The organism is Bifidobacterium sp. M0353, from assembly GCF_016100645.1.
GTDB classification, from domain to species: Bacteria; Actinomycetota; Actinomycetes; order Actinomycetales; family Bifidobacteriaceae; genus Bombiscardovia; species Bombiscardovia choladohabitans.
In genome coordinates this window covers 1,210,256-1,227,930 of record NZ_JACFSB010000001.1, presented here as the reverse complement: position 1 = coordinate 1,227,930, position 17,675 = coordinate 1,210,256, and the positions used below count along the sequence as shown (strand labels likewise).

15 protein-coding genes and 1 tRNA gene are annotated in these 17,675 nt (G+C 60.0%); 12 read left to right on the top strand and 4 right to left on the bottom strand.

Going from position 1 to position 17,675, the window contains the following annotated elements; all coding sequences use genetic code 11:
• Positions 1–4: 4 nt before the first annotated feature.
• Positions 5–1,963, bottom strand: coding sequence for a DUF4037 domain-containing protein (locus H3V04_RS05090; protein WP_232342579.1), 1,959 nt, complete (start codon positions 1,961–1,963; stop codon positions 5–7).
• 457 nt (positions 1,964–2,420) lie between these two features.
• Between H3V04_RS05090 and H3V04_RS05085 the strand changes: the two genes are divergently transcribed.
• The 4 genes from H3V04_RS05085 (at position 2,421) to H3V04_RS05070 (ending at position 6,885) form a co-directional block, all read left to right on the top strand.
• Positions 2,421–3,995 (top strand): PTS transporter subunit IIC, encoded by a 1,575-nt coding sequence (locus H3V04_RS05085; protein WP_198187420.1) that lies wholly within the window; start codon positions 2,421–2,423, stop codon positions 3,993–3,995.
• A 116-nt stretch (positions 3,996–4,111) separates the two neighbouring features.
• Entirely contained in the window at positions 4,112–5,113 is a 1,002-nt protein-coding gene (locus tag H3V04_RS05080; RefSeq protein ID WP_198187419.1) for a LacI family DNA-binding transcriptional regulator, read from the top strand.
• Between the two features lie 12 nt (positions 5,114–5,125).
• Positions 5,126–5,809 (top strand): ribulose-phosphate 3-epimerase, encoded by a 684-nt coding sequence (gene rpe, locus H3V04_RS05075; RefSeq protein WP_198187418.1) that lies wholly within the window; start codon positions 5,126–5,128, stop codon positions 5,807–5,809.
• Positions 5,810–5,985: 176 nt separating this feature from the next.
• Positions 5,986–6,885, top strand: a complete 900-nt coding sequence (locus H3V04_RS05070) for a ribokinase (protein WP_198187417.1) — start codon at positions 5,986–5,988, stop codon at positions 6,883–6,885.
• A 96-nt stretch (positions 6,886–6,981) separates the two neighbouring features.
• Here H3V04_RS05070 and H3V04_RS05065 read toward each other — a convergent pair.
• Positions 6,982–7,055, bottom strand: a tRNA-Pro gene (locus tag H3V04_RS05065).
• A gap of 128 nt (positions 7,056–7,183) precedes the next feature.
• Here H3V04_RS05065 and lysS point away from each other — a divergent pair.
• From lysS to H3V04_RS05045, 4 genes are all read left to right on the top strand, one after another.
• Entirely contained in the window at positions 7,184–8,812 is a 1,629-nt protein-coding gene (lysS, locus tag H3V04_RS05060; RefSeq protein WP_198187416.1) for a lysine--tRNA ligase, read from the top strand.
• Between the two features lie 21 nt (positions 8,813–8,833).
• Positions 8,834–9,814 carry a 1,4-dihydroxy-2-naphthoate octaprenyltransferase gene (gene menA / locus H3V04_RS05055; protein WP_198187415.1) on the top strand — a complete coding sequence of 327 codons (981 nt, stop codon included), beginning with the start codon at positions 8,834–8,836 and terminating at the stop codon, positions 9,812–9,814.
• A 66-nt stretch (positions 9,815–9,880) separates the two neighbouring features.
• Positions 9,881–10,828, top strand: coding sequence for a 1,4-dihydroxy-2-naphthoate octaprenyltransferase (menA, locus tag H3V04_RS05050; RefSeq protein ID WP_198187414.1), 948 nt, complete (start codon positions 9,881–9,883; stop codon positions 10,826–10,828).
• Between the two features lie 67 nt (positions 10,829–10,895).
• Positions 10,896–11,636 carry a phosphoglyceromutase gene (locus tag H3V04_RS05045; protein ID WP_024626731.1) on the top strand — a complete coding sequence of 247 codons (741 nt, stop codon included), beginning with the start codon at positions 10,896–10,898 and terminating at the stop codon, positions 11,634–11,636.
• A 192-nt stretch (positions 11,637–11,828) separates the two neighbouring features.
• Here H3V04_RS05045 and phoU read toward each other — a convergent pair whose 3' ends face one another.
• Positions 11,829–12,506: a phosphate signaling complex protein PhoU gene (gene phoU, locus H3V04_RS05040; RefSeq protein WP_198180375.1), complete on the bottom strand. Its 678-nt coding sequence runs from the start codon at positions 12,504–12,506 to the stop codon at positions 11,829–11,831.
• 201 nt (positions 12,507–12,707) lie between these two features.
• Here phoU and H3V04_RS05035 point away from each other — a divergent pair, with 201 nt between their 5' ends.
• Positions 12,708–13,925, top strand: a complete 1,218-nt coding sequence (locus H3V04_RS05035) for a cell wall metabolism sensor histidine kinase WalK (protein ID WP_232342466.1) — start codon at positions 12,708–12,710, stop codon at positions 13,923–13,925.
• On the opposite strand, the gene H3V04_RS05030 is transcribed toward H3V04_RS05035, so the two are convergent.
• A complete protein-coding gene (locus H3V04_RS05030) occupies positions 13,858–14,145 on the bottom strand; it encodes a DUF2530 domain-containing protein (protein WP_198177362.1) in 288 nt (95 codons plus the stop codon). The two genes, H3V04_RS05035 and H3V04_RS05030, sit on opposite strands and share 68 nt — an antisense overlap.
• 139 nt (positions 14,146–14,284) lie before the next feature.
• On the opposite strand from H3V04_RS05030, the gene manA reads away from it, so the two are divergent.
• The 3 genes from manA to H3V04_RS05015 all read left to right on the top strand — a co-directional run bounded on the left by manA (position 14,285) and on the right by H3V04_RS05015 (position 17,665).
• Positions 14,285–15,670, top strand: coding sequence for a mannose-6-phosphate isomerase, class I (gene manA / locus H3V04_RS05025; protein ID WP_198187413.1), 1,386 nt, complete (start codon positions 14,285–14,287; stop codon positions 15,668–15,670).
• 293 nt (positions 15,671–15,963) lie between these two features.
• Positions 15,964–16,875, top strand: coding sequence for a CHAP domain-containing protein (locus tag H3V04_RS05020; protein WP_198187412.1), 912 nt, complete (start codon positions 15,964–15,966; stop codon positions 16,873–16,875).
• A 49-nt stretch (positions 16,876–16,924) separates the two neighbouring features.
• Positions 16,925–17,665, top strand: coding sequence for a C40 family peptidase (locus H3V04_RS05015; RefSeq protein ID WP_198187411.1), 741 nt, complete (start codon positions 16,925–16,927; stop codon positions 17,663–17,665).
• The last annotated feature ends 10 nt before the right edge of the window (positions 17,666–17,675 follow it).

Genomic DNA, 17,675 nt, shown 5'->3' with positions numbered 1-17,675 from the left:
CCTTTCAGATGCTGTGCAGAACCGGATTGTCGCTGGAGATGTGGGCCTCGACATAGGGGCGCTGCCATTCCAGGAAGGTTTCCGGGCTGTTGGTCAAGCCCTCCGCCTGAAGCTCTTCTACGATTCTTGCGCAGATGGACTCCACAAGCTCGGTGACGCGTTCGGCGGCCGGCCGGGCTCCCTTTCCGCCCTCGCCGAAGCTTTGTCCCCCATAGCAGGCAGTCGATGCCAGGCGCAGGATGTCCTCCAGTTGCTCGGTCAGGTCGGCCAGCCTGGTGGCCATTCGTCCGCTCAGCCGCCGCAGGGCCGCGAAGGTCCACTTGTAATAGGGAAGATAACCGACGGTCAACGGATTGTTGATCAGGAAGATCAGGGAGGCGCAGGCCTGCACGAATTCGTTGATCGACAGCATGGCTGCAGCCCCGTCGCCCCGCTGCAGGCTCCGAGGCAGGTTGTACTGGCCAGCCTGGGCGATCATGCCCAGCCGGCGGGAGATCAGGCAGAAGCGCACATCGTCGGGCATGGCCTTGAACCCCTGCCGGGTGGCCAGCATTTGTCCCAAAGGATCGGCGAAAACCCTGCCGTTGGTGGCCGCCGCCAGCGTGGCCTCGTCCAGGAGCAGCCACTCGTGTGGGTGATCTTCCGGGGGCGCCTGACGGTAGCCGGTCAGGGATTCGAAGAAGGCGCCGATCTCGAAGACGCCCACGCGGCGGTTGGCTCCCTTGGCTCTGACGCTGTCGGTTCTCGAACCGAACCCCATGAATTCGGTGGGCAGGGCCTCGTAGTCCTTCTGCATCTGGTCCCCGATGGCCTGATAATCCTCGCTGGTCAGCCACAGGCAGAAGCCGGGGCCGAAATCATGATCCCGGGAGATGGCATCGTCAAAGCCGTAGCAGTCCGATCCATGGCCCATCAGGCCTGCGGCGATCCGGCCGCGATATTGGGGGTAGCGTTCCTCCAGCATGGGACGGCCCACTTGCTCCCAGTAAGCCTTGGCCAGGTCCAGTCCTTGAATATCCGGGCGGGAATCACGCTGATTGTTGTCATCGTTCTGGTTCCTGGTCTTCGGCTGGCTGGATGCTGCTTCGTCGGCCTGCTTGGATTGGTCCTTGTCCCCGGCTTCTTGGGCGGCGGCCTGGGCCTGGTCCAGATTGGCCTTGGTGATCTGGTAGTAGTCACTGCCCTGGCCGTACCGATCCTCGATGATGGCCAGGGCCTTGCGGTAGGTGTCTGCCGACTGGCTGAAGCGCCCGGTCATGTAGCAGACCTGGGCGAAGCCAGCCAGGGCCGAGGCATAGTGTGCGCTGTTTTCCAGGTGGCCGGTTCGATAGATGTCCAGGGCTGTGCGGGCCTGGTCCCAGGCCTCCTGCAGGGCCTGCGGATTGTCCTTGCGCTGCATGAGCAGGAGGGCAAGATTGGTGTGGGTGGAGGCCAGATCCAGATCACGGGAAGGATCAGTACTGGAATTCTCCAGGATGTCCATGGCCTGGCGCAGCTCCTGCTCGGCCTGGTCGGGTCGGTCGGTTTCGCTGTAGAGCATGGACAGGTTGTTGTGCAGGGCGGCCAGCCGCCGGTCCTTGGGCCCAAGGGTTTTGGCTGCGGAGGCAAGCGCCTGCCGGTAGAGGTCTTCAGCCTGGTCGTACTTCTTGGCTGCCCGCAGACCTGTGGCTGCATTGATCAGGGTGGTCGTCCAGGCCTCGGACCCTTCGATGCGCATACGCGTGGCCAGTTCGATGGCGCGCTGGATCATCCACATATTCTCCTGGTGGCGACCCTGTGACCGGTAGAAGCCCATGATTTCGTTGAGCACGGTCAGTAGTCCGGCGTCATCGCCCGCATTCTCCGCATCCACCAGCGCCTCCTGCAGGTATGGTTCGGCCTGATCGCGGGCCTTGCCGGCGTTGAAGATGGCATCCAGCCCGTCCAGGAAGGCTTGGGTGTCGAAGCTGCCATCCGGTTGCATGTAGGACTGTTGGGATTCTTTCTGCTTGCCGTCCTGCCAACCGACCTCGTCCATGTGGCCTCCGCTCGTCATCAATGATGGAATCGTGATGCACGTGATCATACGATGCGTCAATTATTCATATACATTCTACGGCTTGAACTTCTGCTGGGGTCTGCGGATCCGGGTCGGTTTGCTCACAGTCAGCGACATCCGTTATCTACGGACAAAGAGTAATCGGTTTCGTCGCCTAGTGGCATATGTAAGGATATGAAAGGCGGAGTCGACTGTTTGTCCAAATGCGGTCGTGATTTTCTTGATATCCAAAAACGCTGGAATAACAACAAAAAACCAAGTTCTGAGTCAGTTGTGATTGACGTTTTTGTCTTGCAGCTGCTTGCGCGATTGCGGTAAATGGTATAAGACTTTGAGTAACCGGTTACGCAATCGTTGTCGTACAAGGAGGTATTGCAGCACCATGAATCTCGATTCAGTTGTGCAGGCCCTGGACCACGGTTTCAATTGGTTCATAGGTCTGGGCGGCGCGGCCATGATGTTCTTCATCATCACCCTGTTGTCGCTGGCCTTCGGCGTCAAACTGTCCAAGGCGTTTGAAGGCGGTTTGAGAATGGCCATGGCCCTTACCGGCATGAGTGCGGTCATTGGGCTGTTGACCAACACCTTCAGCCCGGCTCTCAAGGCTTTCGTGCGTTATACCGGCCTTCAGCTGTCGGTCACGGATCTGGGCTGGGCACCCATCGCCGTCATCACCTGGAGCTCGTTGTACACGCTCTATTTCGCTCTTATCTGCATCGTGACCAACCTGGTCATGCTGGCTTTGAAACTCACCAACACCCTGAATGTCGATCTGTTCAACATTTGGAATGTATCCATACTCGGCCTTCTCATCAACTGGAGCGCCGGCGGGAACTTCTTCCTCATGTCAGTTTTCGTGGTCTTCATCTACGCCTTGATGCTCTTCAACGCTGATGCCATGAAGCCCACCATTGATGATCTGCTTGGCTATGATCAGGACAACATCACCACCACGGCACACCCTGCCCTGCTGGTCACTCCAGTGGTTGTCCTCCTCGACCGTCTGATCAGCAAGGTCCTGCCTTTCATCGATCGATTCGACTTCGACGCCGAGACTCTGAACAAGAAGATCGGATTCCTGGGAAGCAAGGGGGCCATAGGCGCATATTTGGGCGTATTCGTGGGTCTTCTGGGTCGCCAAGATGCCGCCCATATCTGCGCACTGGCATTCTCTTCCGGTGTCTGCCTGGAGCTATTCGGAGTCGTAGGGGACTGGTTCGCTCCCGCTATCGGTCCTCTATCCCAGGGGGTCACCTCTTTCATGGAGCGTCGCATGAAGGGGCGCAAGCTGTATATCGCCATTGATTGGCCCATCCTGGCCTCCCGGGCCGAACTCTGGGCTGTGGCCAACATCCTGGCGCCCATTCTGCTCTTGATCGCCATGATCCTTCCAGGCAATTCGGTATTGCCTCTCGGAGGGATCATCCTCACCGTACTGGCGCCCTCGCTCCTCATAGGAGCCAGGGGCAAGGTGGTGAGGATGACCCTGATAGGGACCATCATGATTCCCCTCTTCCTTTGGGCCGCAAGCCTGATCTCGCCCTTCCTGACCCAGACTTCGAAGGCCATGGGAGTCTTCCCCGCCGGGCTGGGCAAGAACGAGATGTTCTCGGCCGTGGATTCAGATCCGCTGGAGAAGATGCTGGCCATGCTGATCGGCAATGCGGTTCGTACACTCGATCTGAAAACCATCGGCCTGGCTCTGCTGGCTCTGCTGGCTTACATCGCACTTTTTGCCTGGTATATCAGGAGGCTTCGCAGGGAGGCGGCGACAGGAATCAGTGTCGGTTCGGCTGCTGTTGACCAGCTCGATGCCGACCCAAGGGCTGGTTCGGTAGCCACACAGAGTGGAGTCGCCGCAGCCGAGGAAACTTCATCACCTTCTTTGCCTCCTACCGGCAGGCGCTCGGGCGAGCCGGAAGGAGCTGGAGTCGGGGGTGATGCCTCCGGTCTATAGAAGTCCTGGAAACATCGCTGAAATCACGTCTCCGGTTTAACCTGAAGTAACCGGTTAGGCCCGGGGAATCCATCCCATGCAGGGCCCTCCATCGCAAAAGATATAAGGATCGACTGATGGTGACGATTAGGGATATTGCGGAGCTGAGCGGTGTTTCCACAGCAACCGTGTCGCGCATTCTCAACAAGAAAGGAGGGGCCAGCGATGCGACGGTAAGCAAGGTCAACGCCATAGTCAAAAAGCTTGGATATCAGCCGAACTTCGTGGCAAGGACCCTGTCCGAGCAGTCATCGGATTTGGTCGCTCTCTTGGTTCCCGACCTGGGCAATCCCTACTTTGCTGATTTGTCAGGGAGGATAGAACAGGCCGCAGACCGGCGAGGACTCCATATATATCTATGCAACAGCAGGGATGAACGCGATAAGGTCAATTATTATCTGCGGTTTATGGAGGGCATCCGAGTCCGCGGGGCCATCATCAGCTCCTTGTTTGTTGATGAAGAAGATCTGACCAAGCTCAACAACCTGGGAATCTTCACGCTCACGATGGACCGGGCATGTTTCTCGCATCCGTATTCGGCCTTATATGTGGACCACCGAGCGGGAGGGTACAAGGCCACCAGGTATCTGATCCAACAGGGTTCCTGCAGTCATCTCATGTTCATATCGGGACCTGAGCAGGAAAAAAGCTCTGAGGATCGGTATGCCGGGTACCTGAAGGCGATCACCGAGGCAGGGGTGAAGCCGGTCGCCAAACTGACGGCTTCCTTCTCCCTGGCCGGAGGATACCAGGCAGCAAAGGGCTTCCTTGAGGATCACCCAGGGTCCGTGGATGGCATCTTCTGTTCTGATGACATTCTGGCCATCGGAGCCATGAGGGCCTGTGCCGACCTGGGAATCCGGATACCCCAGGATATGCGGGTCTTTGGCTATGACGACATTGAACTGGCTGAATATTCCGTGCCGCGTCTGAGCACGGTCAATCAGCTTCCCGGGGACATAGGCGAGCAGATCATGGATCTGTTCGAAAGCACCGTGTCCACCAAGGGGAAGCCACAGAAACGTTCAATCGAACCGCACCTTGTCATTCGTGACAGCTCACAGACAAGGGGCGCGTAAATAGGAGATGTAATGCTGGAAATAGGGCCATCGCTCATGTGCGCCGATCTGGGCAATCTGGAACGTGATGTCAGGGAGCTCGATGCGGCGGGTGTTGATTTCTACCATATCGATGTGATGGACGGATCGTTCGTTCCGAACTTCACCCTTGGTCCCGACTTCGTACACAAGGTGCGGGCCATTACCGACAAGCCGCTGGATCTGCACATGATGGTGGAGCGGCCGGAACGCTATATTGACATGTTCGCTCTGGCCGGGGCTTCCGGAATCGCCATTCATGCAGAGTCCACCAGAAACCTGCAGGGGACTCTGACGGCAATCCATACGGCAGGTCTCAAGGCCGGTGTGGCCATCAGCCCGGCTACGCCGCTGGACGTGTTGGACTACGTATACGACGTCACGGATTATGTGATTCTGATGACGGTCAATCCCGGCTTCGCAGGGCAGCGATTCATTGAACCCATGTACGGCAAAATCAGTGATTTGGCCGATCGAATCCGCAACAGAGGCATGAATATCCCCATTGAGGTGGATGGGAACATCGGCCGGCAGACCATTCCTGAATGCGTGCGCAGAGGAGCCACCAGATTCATCGGAGGCACCAGCGCCATATTCCGCAAAGGCCGCAGCCTGGGTGAGAATGTCCGTGCCACGCGCGAACTCTTCAAGGAGGCGGTGGGCCCGCAAGAGGTCTGACATCCGTTTCTTGTTCTCAATCGGTTACTGATGAGCCGATTATTGCGCATCAGCATGCTTGCCGACTGAGTCCAAACCAGTTGTAAAACACATCACACGCTAAGGCCGAGAGCCGCTGCGTGAGGCGAAGCCTTGCCTGATAGCGGCAAATTCATACCAATTTTGAGGAGATTATCATGCATTATGACGTCATAGTACTGGGCAGCATCAATCTGGATGTCAAGGCCCTGGTGACCAGCTATCCCAGACGCGGGGATACGGCTACAGCAAGGAGCATCACCATGCTGCCGGGCGGGAAGGGTTCGAATCAGGCCGTGGCTGCAGCCAAGTTGGGCGGCAAGGTGGCCATGCTGGGCGCGGTCGGTGAGGACGGCGCAGGCAAGCAGATGCTTGACAATTTAAGCGATTGGGGAGTCGATACCCAGTTTGTCATGCGCAATGGCAATGAGGGGACCGGAACATTCATCGTCCAGGTGGATCAGACTTCCGAGAACACCATGGTGGGGACGCTTGGCGCCAATGACACCATCACGGCCGCAGAAGTGGATACAGCATTGGATCAGATGGAGGCTCCGGTTCTGCTCATGCAGCTGGAGACCAGTCGCGAGTCCGTTGTGGCTGCTTTGAAGGCCGGCAGACGCAAGGGCATGTACATCATCCTTGATCCCGCTCCGGCTGACGGCTTCTTCCCCGAGGCGCTCGCCTATGCTGATTGTGTCACGCCCAACCAGCAGGAGACCGAGCGGATCACCGGTATTCATGTGACCGACAAGGTGGAGGCGGTCAAGGCTGCCAAAGCCATAGCCGGCATGGGGCCGAAGACCGTCATCGTCAAGTTGGGTGCCGATGGGAGCGTGGTTTTGCACGAGGGGGAGATCTACGAAATCGACTCAGTCAAGGTCCACGCACTGGACTCCGTCTGTGCCGGTGATGTATTTGCCGGCGCCCTTGCCGTCAATTATGCCCAGCACGGTGATTTCCTGAAGGCGGTGAACTTTGCCAACAAGGCGGCTGCCATCAAGGTCAGTCGTGTAGGCAATCATCAGGTCTTCCCCACCCTGGCCGATATGAGCTGACATGGGTCAGGCACTGCATCGTGCAGCCTGGTGATTACACGAAGCAAAGGAATAAAGAAGAGGCCGACGGAAATTGCCGGCCTCTTCTTGCATCTGTCGGGGTAGGGGGATTTGAACCCCCGGCCTCTTCGTCCCGAACGAAGCGCGCTACCAAGCTGCGCTATACCCCGTGACAACGTTCTATATAGTACACGTACCGTCGGCCAAACGCCATCGTCTGCGCGGCGCGACCGTTCAACCGCTTGCCCCTCGGCGGTACCCCAGGCCAAGTACTGGCTCATGCGTAAAATAGCGATTTATGAATGACTCATCGGAAGAAACCCCTCGCCTGACGACGGTCGAACGCGCTCAGGCACTGCTTGACCAGGATATGGCCATCACGGAGAAGATCGATCAGGGCGCCCAGTTGGATGACGCCATTGATCCCGGCAACCTAGCGGAGAGCGCTGAAGGCCATCCCGAACAGGTGCGCATGCGCGTGGCCAAGAGGGCGCTCATGCTCAAGGAGTGCATTGAGCCCTACCCGGTCCATTTGGATGTGACCGACCGCATCGAGGATGTGCGTCGCAAGTATCAGGACCGCCTTGAGCCAGGCCAGGAGACCGAGGACGTGGTTGGCATCGCCGGCAGGGTCCTCTTCCTGCGCAATGGCGGCGGCCTCTGCTTCGTCCAGCTGGCGGCGGGTGACGGCACCCGCATCCAGGGCATGATCTCCAAGCGTGAGATTGGCGCTGATTCCCTGAAGCGGTTCAAGCAGCTGGTCGACTTGGGCGACCACCTCTATCTGCGCGGCCGCGTGGTTGCCTCCAAGACCGGCGAGCTCTCCGTCTTCGCCACCGAGTGGAACATCGCGGCCAAGGCCCTGCAGCCCCTGCCCGCCCTTCACAAGGAACTGACCGAGGAACAGCGCACCCGCAAGCCCTACCTGGCCATGATCGCCGATGAGGATGTGCGGGCCATGGTCCGCCGCCGTTCCAAGGCCGTCTCCTCCCTGAGGCGTACCTTCGAGGACCACGACTTCATGGAGGTCGAGACCCCCATGCTCCAGACCGTGCATGGCGGCGCCGCGGCCCGGCCATTCACCACGCATATGAACGCCTTCGACATCGACCTCTACCTGCGCATCGCCCCTGAGCTCTTTCTCAAGCGCTGCCTGGTCGGCGGCATTGAGCGGGTCTTCGAGATCAACCGCGACTTCCGCAATGAGGGCGTGGATGCCACCCATGCTCCGGAGTTCACCATGCTGGAGGCCTATCAGGCCTACGGCACCTATGACACCATCGGGCAGCTGACCAAGGAGCTGATCCAGAAGGCTGCACTGGCCACGTCGGGATCGCTGAAGGTGACCCTGCAGGATGGCAGCCAGTACGACTTCGGCGGGGACTGGCGCCAGATCAGCATGTATGAGTCACTTTCCGAGTCCCTGGGCGAGGAGATAACCCCGCAGACCGGCGTGGACCATCTGCGGACCATCGCTGACAAACTGGGCCTGGAGGAGGAGCCTGCCGAAAACCATGGCAAGCTGGTCGAGCACCTCTGGGAGCACTTCTGGCAGGACAAGCTGTATGAGCCGACCTTCGTGCGTGATTTCCCGGTCGAGACCTCGCCCCTGGTCAAGGCCCACCGCACCAAGCCGGGTGTGGTCGAGAAATGGGACCTTTACGTTCGCGGGTTTGAGTTGGCGACGGGCTACTCCGAACTCAATGATCCGGTGGTCCAGCGGCAGCGGTTCGTCGAGCAGGCCAAGATGGCCAGCCGCGGCGATGCCGAAGCCATGGACATTGACGAGGACTTCCTGGAGGCCCTGGGCGTAGGCATGCCTCCGGCTGGGGGCATGGGTATGGGTATCGATCGTCTGCTGATTGCCCTTACCGGTGCATCCATCCGCGAGACCATCACCTTCCCCCTGGTCAAGCCGTTAGCCTGAGATAACAGGGGAGGGACGGTCATGAATATCAGGCTGTGGATGGATGGTATGCGTCCCCGGACGCTGCCCGCCTCGGTGGCACCTGTCTGCGTAGGCGCTTCGGCTGCACTCTTGGAGCGGTCACGGCTTCTGGAACAGTGCACCAGCTCGTGCTCGCCCACGACTGTCGATCCCGCCCTGAAGGCTGCCACGCCTGGACGGCTGGCCCTGATCGTGGTCTTGCTTGTCCTGCTCGCCCTATCCATGCAGATCGCAGCCAACTTCGCCAACGACTATGCCGATGGTGTTCGCGGCACCGACTCCGGCCGTGGAGGCGATGAGGCCGCCTCCGGCAGACCGAGGCGTTTGGTGGCCGCCGGTGTGTCGCCCAGGAAGGTGCTCTACGCCACCATGATCTCGGCGGGCTTCACCTGTCTGATGGGTCTGGCAGTCATGGCACTGACCGGTCACTGGTGGATGATCCTGGTCGGGGTCTGCTGCCTGGTTGCCGGCTGGTGTTACGTGGGCGGCACGCATCCATACGGTTACCACGGGCTGGGTGAGGTCAGCGTCTTCATCTTCTTCGGTCTGGTGGCCACCCTGGGCACCGAGTACTTCCTCATCAACAGGGTAGACGTTGCCGGTATCCTGGGTGCCTGCGTCTGTGGGCTCAATGCCGTGGGCCTGCTCATGCTCAACAATTACCGGGATCTGGAGGACGACCGCCGTGCCGGCAAGCACACATACGCGGTTCTGGTGGGAGCGCGCGCAGCGGCTATTTCCATTTACTCGGTCTACATCCTGAGCCTGGTTCTGGGCCTGATCCAGTTCGTTCCGGCTGTCATGCGACGTGGCCTGCCTGGCTTCCCGCTTGTGCTGGTCCTCCTGCCTGTGGCCGCTGTCTTTCTGCTGATCTGTCGAGCCTTTGCCCGTGGCCAGGTGCCCAAGGCTTTCGGTATGGCAGGCAAGGGCACCCTGGTCTCCGCCCTATGCTGGTCGGCGGGCCTGCTCCTGCAGCTGTGAAAATCCTGATACTCTCCTAAGAGAGCAGTCCGACTTTCGAGCGATTTGGTGGATAATCAGGCAATCATGTTCATCACACTTCAGGAATACAAGGACGCACTGCGACCCTCGGCCTTGCTTTGCTCGCCCACGCCGGTTCTGATCGGTACGGCGGTGGCCCTGCGGCAGCTGTTCAGCCAAGGACTTGGGCCGGATGCGCGCTTCTGGCTCATAGCCCTCTTATGCTGTCTGACGGCTGTGTTCATCCACAGCACCTGCAATCTGGCCAATGACTACTTCGACGGCATCAGGGGTACCGATGAGGGCCGGAGCAGCCTTTCGGGCGCCGGCGCTGACGGCTCGGTGCCTGATCTGCCCAGAAGAGGGGTGGCCGGCGGCGTGGAGCCTCGCAAGGTCCTGCTGTCTGCCTATCTCAACATCCTTATGGCCTGCATATCCGGTCTGATCCTCTGTTGGGTGACTGGCCACTGGTGGATGATCCTGGTCGGCATCTTCTGTCTGCTGGGAGCCTGGTTCTACACGGGAGGCAGGCATCCTTACGGCTATAGGGCCATGGGCGAGCTGAGCATCATGATCTTCTTCGGGCTGGTGGGCGTGCTGGCCACCCAGTACTTGGAGACCGGTGGCATCGACCGTCACGGGTTCATCGGCGCCCTGGTCGGCGGTCTTGTCTGCATTCCCGTCCTGGAGATCAACAACTACCGGGACATCGATGCGGATCCTCTGGCCGGCAAGTACACGCTGTCTTCGTTCATCGGAGCCAAAGGCACGCTGATTCTGATGGGGTCCTGCTATGCCCTGGCTGTGATTCTGGGCGTGTTCGAGTCGTGGTCCCTGTCTGACGGATCCCTTGCGGACGCCTGGCCCCGCCTGCTCTGCCTGCTGCCCGTCCTGGCCCTGGCTATCGCCACCACAGTAGCCAGCTGTCGGAACCGGTTCAGCAGGGCGTTCGCGCTATCGGGCTATACGGATCTGCTGACAGGGTTCTGCTGGCTGGGTGTCTGTCTGCTTTGAGTGGCCGCTCTACAGGGGGAGCCGTAGGTCCGCCAAACAGTCCCTCTTAGGTCTTAGAATTTTCACTATGACCTACAAACTAGTATTGCTCAGGCACGGCCAGAGCGCATGGAACAACACCAATCAGTTCACCGGCTGGGTGGACGTCCCGCTGACCGAGCAGGGCGAGCAGGAGGCCCGTAAGGGCGGCAAGCTGCTCAAGGATAAGGGTGTTCTGCCGGACATCGTCTTCACCTCGCTGCTGCGCCGCGCCATCAACACCGCCAACATCGCCCTGGACGAGGCTGACCGCCTTTGGATCCCCGTCAAGCGCGACTGGAGGCTGAACGAGCGTCACTACGGGGCTCTGCAGGGCAAGAACAAGACCGAGATCCGCGAGAAGTACGGCGACGAGAAGTTCATGCTCTGGCGTCGTTCCTATGCCACCCCGCCGCCCGAGATCGATCCTGACGACGAATACTCGCAGTCCCATGACCCTCGGTATGCCGGAGCCCCTGTGCCCCGCGCCGAAGCGCTGGCCAACGTGGTCAAGCGCGTCACCCCCTACTGGGAGAGCGATATTGTTCCTGAGCTCAAGACCGGCAAGACCGTCCTGATTGCCGCCCACGGCAACTCCCTGAGGGCCATCGTCAAGATGCTCGACAACCTGACTGAGGACGAGATCGCCAAGGTCAACATCCCCACGGCCATCCCACTGGTCTACGAGCTGGACGAGAACTTCAAGCCCATCAAGCCTCGCGGCGAGTACCTGGATCCGGAGGCAGCCGCAGCCGGTGCTGCTGCTGTGGCGGCCCAGGGCCAGAAGTGAGATTCCTTGGATAGATCTATCCGATGATGTGAATCGGGTTTTGGATGCAGAGTATCCCAAGCTGATTGGGCGGTGTCTTCCCCCTTTGTGGAAGGCACCGCCTTTTGTATTTATTCCTGGCCGTTGGAGAAGTAAAAAACGGCCTGTCACCTGACTGACGGTCAGGTCACGGGCCGCACGGTTGCCGTCCGTTCAGTCCAGATCGAGGTCGAGATCCTTGGGATCCTTGGAGGGGTCGAAGCCCGAGACGATGTAGACCACGCGCCGGGCCGCCGAAACGCCATGGTCTCCCAGACGCTCCATGAACCGTGCCACCAGGACCAGGTCGATCAGCTGCTGCCTGGTTCCCTTCCAGTCGTCTGAGAGGGCATAGCCGAATGTCTGCTGATGGAGCTTGTCCATCTGGTCATCGCTGACGATGATCTGTTCGGCTATGGTCGTGTCCCTGTCGGAGAGCATCTCGACCAGACGATCGGCCATGACATCCAGAAAGTCCTGCATCTGTTTGAACAGGGGGATGACCTCGTCGGGCAGGGTCGGTTCGGGATAGGAGCGCCTTGCGGTCTCGGCGATGTGCCTGGCCAGGTCCCCCATGCGTTCAAAGGTCGCCGACAGGCTCAACGTGGAGACTACGACTCGCAGATCAGTGGCCACGGGGCTCTGCTTGGCCAGGAGCCTGATGCATTGATCGATGATGCTGGCCTGGAGGTTGTCTATCTCAGCATCCCCATCGATGACCTCCTGGGCCGTCTCCACGTCGCAGTCCATCAGGGATCGCCCGGCTTTTTTGATGGCATCGCGAACCTTGGCGGCCATCCGATCCAGATCGTCGGCCACCAGCCCCAGCTCCTCGTTGAAAATCACACGCATTGTTCTTCCCTTTCGGCCTCGGTCAACGATATGACTCCAGTCTATGTGACCAGGATGGCAAGAAAAAGTCAGACCCGAAGAATGTCGGGCCTTTGGAGCGCCAATCACTGTCGGATATGCGAGAATAAAGCCGGAACGGCCGATGAGACTTGGTTGATGTAGCAGTGTCCGGGGTCGGCGCCGGACTGGAGGGAAGTCCTTATGAGACGGTTCATGGACCGCCTACGCAGCCTTGTGGGCAACCGAAGCAGGGATGGCGAACAGGCTGATGGCGAGGCTTTGGAGAGCTCGACCCAGGCCTTGTTGGCGCTGATACCCGCCGCTACGGTTGTGGTCGATGGCGATGACGAGGTTGTCCGCTCCAGCCCGGATGCCTACAGGCTGGGAATCGTCAGCAACGACGAGATCTCCAATCCGAGGATCATCGAAGCCATCGCGCAGGTGCGCCGCTCGGGCGGTCGACGCAGCTTTAACCTGGTCACTAGAACGCCCACCGAATTCGCTCTGGATGCCGCAGCTGAGAGCAGGGAATCCGATGATTGGGAGATTAGCCAGGCCCAGGCGGTGTCCAGGAGGAACTGGCTCAAGGTCACCCTGGGTCGCATCGACCAGTCCCTGGTGGTGGTGCTTATCGATGATGTGAGCGATTCGGTCAGGTTTGTTCGGACCAGGGACGCCTTCATGACCAATGTATCCGAGCAGATGCTCAAGCCGGTCCAGGCACTGGAGGAGCTGGCGGCGCAGCTGAAAACCACCTCCCACCTGGAGGGGGATGATCCGGAACTGCTTCGCAGCCACCTGCGCAGCGTCTCCAGGGATGCCTCCTCGGTCCAGCGTTACAGCGCATATCTGGGGCATGTGCTCAAGGATCTTCTTCTGCTGATCCGGGCTCAGGAGCGGATCAAACCCAGCAGGGAGAACGTGCTTGATGTGGCTGAGCAGATACGTGCAGTGGTGCAGGGGGAGCAGGATAGAGCCGACCAGGCTCATGTGACCCTGCGGTGGCGATGCGACCAGCCGCTGACGATTCATGGCGACGGGCAGCAGATCAGAGTGGCCCTGGCCAAGTTGGTGGAGAACGCCATCGCCTATTCGTCTTCAGGCTCTACAGTCTCCCTGGTGGCACAGGCCTCCAAGGATGGGCACTACGGAATCATCAGGGTGGTCGATCACGGCCGAGGCATATCCAAGGCCGACCAGGGCAGGATCTTCGAGCGTTTCTACCGCGCCGACAACCAGAGCGAGGAGACTGCCGTGGGCATTGGCCTGGGACTGGCCATCGTCAAGCATGTGGCCCTGACCCACCATGGCTCGGTCACGGTCTGGAGTGCGCCGGGAGAGGGGAGCACATTTACGCTGATGCTTCCTCTGGCTCAGGGTCCGGTTGCTGGGCAAGGCGGCGATAATCCCAGCGATTGAAATGCTCCCAGATCATCAGCAGGATGCCCACGCCTATCCCGGACAGGCAGACAATCAGAGGCTTGGTGACCGTCATTCCGGTCAGGGCCAGAATGCCCACCACGGCCAGGGCCAGAATCCAGGCGCCAGTGCCGAGCAGGAAGATGCGTCGCAGGTCCACCTGCACGGGCCGAGGCGATGGCCTGCGGGCATCCGGGTCGAAAATGGGAGCCAGCTTCATACCCCCACTGTACCGTTCTCAATGACATGCGGCGACCCCCTCGCCTTGCCTGGGCCTCGGCCCTTGTCTTATCATGACGGGGATTGGTGGGTTCGTATGCACCGGCCCATGGAGGGATTTCCCGTGGAAAGGGGAGTGCGTGTATCCGATCCAAGCTGTGGAGAAGCACTACGCCTGGGGTTCACATGGCCGACTGCAGCGCATGTTCCATCTGCATGAGTCAGACGAAGGCCAGGCGGATACCCTGGCGGAAATGTGGTTCAGCGGGCACACCGAATCACCCTCACCCCTGACCCTGCCCGACGGCTCGCTCATGCCGCTGACCGAGGCCATACGCCGCAATCCCATGGCCATGCTGGGGGAGCGTGACTCCCGTCTCTTCGGTCCCACCCTGCCCTACCTGTTCAAGATCATCTCGGCCCGTATTCCCCTGTCCCTGCAGGTGCATCCGCTGGATTTCGAGGCCCGTGCCGGTTTCAACCGTGAGAATGCCCTGGGGGTGCCTGACGACGATCCCAGCCGCTCCTTTCACGACAGTCTGGCCAAGAACGAGATGGTGGTGGCCCTGGAGCCCTTCCAGGCCTGTGTAGGCTTCGCGACCATCTCCACGCAGCTGACCCTCCTGCGCGCCGTGGATCACCCCCTGGCCGAGCTGATGACCGAGGCGCTGACCGCCCGCACCTTCCACCTAGGGGTCCCTCCGGCCCGCTTCGCTTCGGCGGATGCCATGATGCCGGTCTCCTCCTTGATCTGGCCGGATTCCCGCCGACGTATCTTCCGGGCCTTCCACGCCGCCGTGACTGCCGAGCCAGAGGCGGCCCGAGGCCTGGAGGAAGCCTTGGAGGCTGCTGCCGGGCGGCTGCGTTCCAGGCGGGCGGGATCTGTGTTGGACCATGCCCTGTGTGCGGCCCGGGCCTTTCCGGATGACCCCGCCGTGCTCTGCTTGCTCATGCTCAATCCCGTGGACCTGGAGGAAGGTGATTCTGTCTATATCCCCGCCGGGACTCCTCATGCATACATCCATGGCACTGCGGCAGAGATCATGACCAACTCCGACAATGTGCTCAGGGCCGGCATGACCCTCAAGCATCGGGACATTCCCAACCTCCTGCGCAGCCTGGACTGCCAGCCTTCAGCCCCCATCGATCCGTCCAGCTCCATGATCGCCACCCTGATCATGCACAATATGGTGACCTACCGGCCCAAGATCAACGAGTACATGCTGGTCTACGGGCATGTACAGGAGGGTGGCGCCACCTGGCCCCTGCTCAACAGGCTTCAGCAGCGCTATGGGGATCTGATAGAGCGCCTGGGGCCTCGCCACCTGATGATTCCCCGCAGGGGACCGCGCATCATCGTCTGCACTGATGGGCGGATCCGTTGTGCAGCCGCCGACCAATCCTGCCTGCTGGACCAGGGACAGGCCCTGTTCATTCCTTCCGAGGACGGTCGTGTCGACATCACCATGCCTGAAGATTCCGACGAGGCTGGCGGGTCCTTCCTCCTGGCTTCGACCCCGGTTTGACCTCGTGTGAGCATGGTTCGCTCAGGGTGGACCAGGCGGGGTTCAAAACCGGGGGACACGCCGTGGCGGTCGGCACGCATGCCGGTTTGCTCATGTCCGCCTCATGTCCGTATAATCCTAGCGTATTCCGTGGTTGTCGAAGATGAGCGACCACCGAAGCCATGCTTGAGTACACCAGTATGGACAATCCAGGTTATTTGGCCCGGGTTCTCACTTGCGTTATGGTGTTCCCTTGTGATGGTTCGTGATACGGCACGAAAGTCGCGTCGGAACATAAACGGGAGTGATTCTAGATGAAGCATGCTGCGCACAGGGCTTCGGCCAAGCGAGGCGCAGGTGTCGGCAGTTGGTCGACCGGCCGATCGTCAGGCGTAACCCAGGCAGAGGGCATTGAGGGTCTTGATGATGCCTTGGCGGCCAAGCTCAACGAGGTGGCCCCTCGAACCCGTCGTTCCATTCGTCTGGCGGCCAAGGCCTCAGCCCGTCGCTCCCATATCATGACCGGTTCGGCCCTGACTGTCCTGGTCGGTGCTGCCGCTTCCTCTATGGCGGTCAATCAGGCTCGCAACGACTGGTCCCTGCCTTTGGCCGACAGTGTCGCAATCAATTTGGTCACCCCCTCCTCCTCTGCCGGCTCCTCTGACGCAAATGGTGGTGCAAGGGTCTCCCGCTCTGATTACCGTCAGCCCCTGCCGACGGCTTCTCAACGCAATGAGGGCAGCTGGGAGCTGGGCGAATCCGAACTCGATGCCGGACAGATGTCCAAATCCCTGGCCAACAATCCGGTCGTGGCTGTGCTGATGGATGCCAACCGATCGGTCCTGCCTTCGGGGTTCAATCCCAACCATGCCACTGGGGATGCGGGCAATGTCTACGAGTTCAGCCAGTGCACCTGGTGGGCCTACGTCCGGCGTCACCAGCTGGGTTTGCCGGTGGGCTCACACATGGGCAATGCCAAGGATTGGTCCGGCTCTGCCCGTTCCCTGGGCTATTGGGTGGACAACACGCCGCGCAATGTCGGCGACATCGTGGTCTTCCAGGCCGGCCAGGAGGGCTCGGATTCCACCTATGGCCATGTGGCCATCGTCGAGAAGATCAATCCCGACGGCTCCATCGTCACCTCGGAGTGTGGTGCCATCATGAACGGAAAGACCTACTCTCGCACCTTGTCCAATGTGCACGCCTTCAGCTACATCCACTACTGATTCCTGGCTGGTTAATTCTTGTTCCTAATACGTGATAGAATTGTGCCCGATGAAAAAAACACGCAAGTATGTGAGCATGATGGCAGCAGCCACAATCTGTGGCATGCTCTCCATCGGTATACCCGCCGTGGCCCAGGCCAGTGACGGCAGTGAAGCCGTAGTTACTTCGTCGCGTTCATTCACTCCCGGCAGCAAGGTGCGTGCCGACCTGTTGACCGAGTCGACGGCTACCACCGTCGAAAAGGACAGCAGCTGGGGTGGCATTGAGTCTTTGAACGTTCCTGCCACCAAGTCTCAGGCCGAGAAGGATGCTGAAGCCAGGGCCCAGCAGGCCCAGGAGCAGGCGCAGGAGCAGGCCCAGGCTGCATCCAGCCGGCGTCAGTCCGCACAGCAGGTCAGTCGTTCGGCTGCTCGTGCCAGCACCGCCAGCACAGTCGTTGATGCGCCGGTCTCCGGCACGGGTGCCGATGTGGTCAACTACGCGCTTCAGTTCCAGGGGATTCCTTATGTGTTTGGCGGGACCGATCCAGCCAAGGGCTTCGATTGCTCTGGATTCACCCAGTATGTGTTCGCCCACTTCGGCATCAGCCTGCCCCGCACGGCCGATGCGCAACGTTCAGTGGGTGTACCGGTCACGGATCCTGCTCCTGGCGACCTGCTGGTGACCTCTGATGGTAGTCATGTGGGCATTTATGTCGGCGGTGGCCGCATGATTCATGCCCCGCGTCCCGGTCGGACCGTAACAGTTCAGAAGCTTTATCGGGATTTCGAGTATCGTCGTCTGGTCTAAGGCATAGTTG

Bases quoted from the DNA above. Each gene is read 5' to 3' on its own strand.
- H3V04_RS05090 (WP_232342579.1), bottom strand. From the start codon at position 1,963: ATGCAACCGGATGGCAGCTTCGACACCCAAGCCTTCCTGGACGGGCTG.
- H3V04_RS05085 (WP_198187420.1), top strand. From the start codon at position 2,421: ATGAATCTCGATTCAGTTGTGCAGGCCCTGGACCACGGTTTCAATTGG.
- H3V04_RS05080 (WP_198187419.1), top strand. From the start codon at position 4,112: ATGGTGACGATTAGGGATATTGCGGAGCTGAGCGGTGTTTCCACAGCA.
- rpe (WP_198187418.1), top strand. From the start codon at position 5,126: ATGCTGGAAATAGGGCCATCGCTCATGTGCGCCGATCTGGGCAATCTG.
- H3V04_RS05070 (WP_198187417.1), top strand. From the start codon at position 5,986: ATGCATTATGACGTCATAGTACTGGGCAGCATCAATCTGGATGTCAAG.
- lysS (WP_198187416.1), top strand. From the start codon at position 7,184: ATGAATGACTCATCGGAAGAAACCCCTCGCCTGACGACGGTCGAACGC.
- menA (WP_198187415.1), top strand. From the start codon at position 8,834: ATGAATATCAGGCTGTGGATGGATGGTATGCGTCCCCGGACGCTGCCC.
- menA (WP_198187414.1), top strand. From the start codon at position 9,881: ATGTTCATCACACTTCAGGAATACAAGGACGCACTGCGACCCTCGGCC.
- H3V04_RS05045 (WP_024626731.1), top strand. From the start codon at position 10,896: ATGACCTACAAACTAGTATTGCTCAGGCACGGCCAGAGCGCATGGAAC.
- phoU (WP_198180375.1), bottom strand. From the start codon at position 12,506: ATGCGTGTGATTTTCAACGAGGAGCTGGGGCTGGTGGCCGACGATCTG.
- H3V04_RS05035 (WP_232342466.1), top strand. From the start codon at position 12,708: ATGAGACGGTTCATGGACCGCCTACGCAGCCTTGTGGGCAACCGAAGC.
- H3V04_RS05030 (WP_198177362.1), bottom strand. From the start codon at position 14,145: ATGAAGCTGGCTCCCATTTTCGACCCGGATGCCCGCAGGCCATCGCCT.
- H3V04_RS05020 (WP_198187412.1), top strand. From the start codon at position 15,964: ATGAAGCATGCTGCGCACAGGGCTTCGGCCAAGCGAGGCGCAGGTGTC.
- H3V04_RS05015 (WP_198187411.1), top strand. From the start codon at position 16,925: ATGAAAAAAACACGCAAGTATGTGAGCATGATGGCAGCAGCCACAATC.